Raw genomic sequence first — 3,603 nt, 5'->3', positions numbered from 1 at the left:
ATTAATTAATCCATTCTGCTCTTTTTACTATAACATTTCCATCTTTGTCGGTTCTAGCATTTCTAACAATTTTAGAAGAATCTTTTTCTTCTGATTCGTCTTCACGATTGAGATTTAAATTATCAGTAATGTAATAGGTACCTTCAAGTTCTGGAACTTGATCTAAAGTTTTTGAAAATTCTTCCAATATTTTTTCTGCATCTTTTTCAATTGCCATATTTACACCAAAATAATTATTATTTAAACTCATTTAAGGAATTTTAATTAATCTTTTTTTTTAAAATAAATTATTTTAAATTGAAAAATTTCCTTAAAGTATTTAAATTTCAATATGATTTTTTAATTAAATGAATAAAACTTTAAAATAATTCAAAAGTTTATATTATTATAATATTTATCTATTTGTATTAATATACTTTTATAAATGACTTTAAAAATTAAAATAAGCATTTTTATAAATTAGGTTAAAAAAAGAGTAAAAAGAATAATTTTTTTAAATAAACTTAAAGTAAAAAGAGTAAAAAGGATAATTTTTTTATAATAAACTTAAAGTAAAAGGAGTAAAAAGAATAATTTTTTTAAATAAACTTAAATTAAAAGAGTAAAAAGAATAATTTTTTTTAAATAAACTTAAAGTAAAAAGAGTAAAAAGAATAATTTTTTTAAATTCTGATTTAAATAAGAGAAAATAAACATAATAATTGGAAAAATGAAATAAAATTAAATAAATATATTAGTTCTGAATTGATAAAAACAACTCATCTAAATCTACTGATTTTAAAACTTTTTTCTTTAAAATCTTATTTATTCCAGATCCATATTGTGCTGCCTTTTTAGGCCTGTTTGCAATATATTCAGGAACACCAATATCCAAGGCCAAATCCCTTAGGATATGCTTTCTTAAAAGGTCCTCATTATTTCTAATTTTAAACTTTCCAGGTATGTCCAATGCCAAATTGATTATTTCCTTATCCAAAAATGGGACTCTTAGCTCAACTCCATTGGCCATTGCTACAGCATCATCCCTTTCAAGATTGACATGATACATATTTGCAATGTCGTGATAAATCTCCTCATCAAGATTGAAATAGGCATCAAATAATGAATTTTCTTCAAAATGCTTTAGATATCTATTGTATCCGCCAAACAACTCATCAGCACCCTGACCTGATATTGCAACATTTATATTATCTTCCTTTATTGCCTTTGAAGCTAAAAAGATAGTCATTCCAACCCCAATTTTCATAATGTTATTGTCTTCAATTGCAATCAGGACATCCTTAAGATTATCATTTACAATATCCTCATTGATTATGACACTTTTTAGTTCAAGGCCAAGCTCATTAGCCATTTTTTGACTAAATTTAAGGTCTTGTGAGTTTGAAACGCCAACTGAATACAATTTAATATTTAATGGCTTAATATTTTCTCCATTTTTAATCTGTTTTGCTCGCTTTTGCTGTATTTCCTTTAGCAAAAGAGCTAAAATGGTACTGTCAACTCCTGCTGAAAAGATAAGTCCTAGATTCACAAGATTTTCAACACGTTTTTCAACTGCAGATCTTAAGTCATCAGTCAAGAGTTCCTTATAGACCTCATAGGAATCCTTTGCAGACAGATATTCATTGTAGTTGGAATAGGAATTTCTGATTTGATTAAAATCAGTGCTTATGATATTGTTTATTAAGTCATCTTCAAGATCTACAATTTCCCAATTATAAAGAATGGAACCTGGTTTTAAGTCTTTAATGTCTTTGTTTTTTATGCCTATTTTCCAAAGAGCCTTTCTTTCTGAAGCAAATGCATTAAGACTTGTATTTTTTTCATTAACACTATTTTTTAAGTTATTATCCTCATCAGTGATTTTTCCATAATATAATGGTTTAACTCCTATTGAGTCTCTGCAAACTGCAAGATTCTTCTTTTTTGTGTCATAGACAGCAAAGGAGTAATCTCCATCCAGTTTAGCTATTGTTTTTTTAACGCTTTCCAATAAATCTGCATTAGTTAATCCATAATAATAGCTTAAGAGATTATGCAGTAATTGGCTGTCACTTTTAGACTCTTTAAAAATATTTTCAAAGAAATAATGGGATTCTGGCTCTTTTTTATTAATATATTCATCATGTTTGTCTTTTAAAAAGAGTTCCAACTTATTGAAATTGTATATTTCTCCATTGAATATTAGCACAAGGTTTCCTTTATAGATTGGTTGCTTATTTTCATTCAGATTATCTGAAATTTCTCCATCTGAATTGATCAAATTAAATATGGATAAAAGGTTATGGCCTAATCCAAGGCTAAAATTATCTTCTGGAATTGAATCATTATTTTCAAAATCAAAATTATCAACTATATAATGGGAATCTCCATTAAATAATCCAAAGCCTGAAGAGTCTTCTCCCCTATGCTTAATTGATTTCATCATAGAAAATAATAAATCTTTATTAAAATTACCTGCCAGACCTATCAATCCACACATAAATTCACCTTAATTTTATTAAAACATTATTATTTTAATAGAATCTTTTATAATATTCAATAAGTTTTAGTAATGATGCAATTTAATTAACCATTATTTTTATTAAACTATTTTAAAAATATAGTTAGAAAAATCAAACTTTTTAACATTAATAAAAAAATATAATTTTAGAATTTTTTTATAAAATAAAAAATTTAATAATTTTATTTGTAAAAAATTATTTTTTAAGAATTTTATTTTATAAAATAAAAAATCTAATAATTTTATTTGTTAAAGATTATTTTTTAAGAATTATTTTCATATAAACTTATTTAAATAGTAAATTACAGTTAATTATTTTTCTATTTGTTTTTTAAGTATATAAAAATTTCTTAAATTTAAATTCAATAATACACTTTTATTAAAATTTAGTAAAAATAATGAAATATTGATTTAAATTGAAATTTTTTGAAAAAATAGTAAATTTTAAAATCATTGTTAAAATTTAAAAAAACAGTAAAATTCTTTAATATTGATTGAATTGAAAAAAAATAATAATTTCTAAAATTCTTAAAAAAATGATCAATAGATAAAACAAGCAGTAAAATAAAATAAATAATAAAAACACTAAAAAAAAGAAAAAAACAAAAAAAAATTAAAAATTAAAAAAAAGAAATTGAGATAAAAAAAAATAATTGAAATGTTTATAAAAAACATTTCTTCACTTATAGAACTATTGACCCATATTGATTTGTCTAGTAGTTCTTAAAGTGTCGTATAATCCAAATACCCATACAATAATACTGAATAAGTATATACAGTATGCTGTATTTTCTTCAAAATCAGGAGGGTAACCGAAGAATGCGTATAAAAGGCCTCCAAGGATTATTTGAATTACAATATAATAAATGAATTTTTTTACCTCTCCATCATATGCAAGACCAAGTCCTGTTACGAGGATTGATAAAATCATTGCTATCCACATATTTTTCTTTGCCATATTTACACCTATTTAATTAATTAAATAAAATTTTAAAATAAATTTGCAAATTTATTTAATATAGATTATAAAATCCAATTGATAGCTAAAATAATAATTGATTTATTTTAATAATATTTTTTTTTAAAAATTTGAAAATTTT

The 3,603-nt window shown here is 23.1% G+C and carries 3 protein-coding genes; all 3 read right to left on the bottom strand.

The window, feature by feature from the left end; all coding sequences use genetic code 11:
* Position 1: 1 nt before the first annotated feature.
* The 3 genes from gatC to Q0138_RS01155 all read right to left on the bottom strand — a co-directional run bounded on the left by gatC (position 2) and on the right by Q0138_RS01155 (position 3,461).
* Positions 2–217: an Asp-tRNA(Asn) amidotransferase subunit GatC gene (gene gatC, locus Q0138_RS01165; protein WP_297979769.1), complete on the bottom strand. Its 216-nt coding sequence runs from the start codon at positions 215–217 to the stop codon at positions 2–4.
* 516 nt (positions 218–733) lie between these two features.
* Positions 734–2,482: an asparagine synthase-related protein gene (locus Q0138_RS01160; RefSeq protein ID WP_297979767.1), complete on the bottom strand. Its 1,749-nt coding sequence runs from the start codon at positions 2,480–2,482 to the stop codon at positions 734–736.
* A 712-nt stretch (positions 2,483–3,194) separates the two neighbouring features.
* On the bottom strand, positions 3,195–3,461 hold the full coding sequence (locus Q0138_RS01155) for a hypothetical protein (RefSeq protein WP_297979765.1): 267 nt from the start codon (positions 3,459–3,461) through the stop codon (positions 3,195–3,197).
* Between the last annotated feature and the right edge of the window lie 142 nt (positions 3,462–3,603).

It is taken from the genome of uncultured Methanobrevibacter sp. (assembly GCF_937906425.1).
Taxonomy (GTDB): Archaea; Methanobacteriota; Methanobacteria; order Methanobacteriales; family Methanobacteriaceae; genus Methanobrevibacter.
This window is presented reverse-complemented; position numbering and strand designations above follow the sequence as displayed.

Excerpts from the sequence above, each read along its gene's own strand:
- gatC (WP_297979769.1), bottom strand. The coding sequence starts at position 217 with ATGGCAATTGAAAAAGATGCAGAAAAAATATTGGAAGAATTTTCAAAA.
- Q0138_RS01155 (WP_297979765.1), bottom strand. The coding sequence starts at position 3,461 with ATGGCAAAGAAAAATATGTGGATAGCAATGATTTTATCAATCCTCGTA.
- Q0138_RS01160 (WP_297979767.1), bottom strand. The coding sequence starts at position 2,482 with ATGTGTGGATTGATAGGTCTGGCAGGTAATTTTAATAAAGATTTATTA.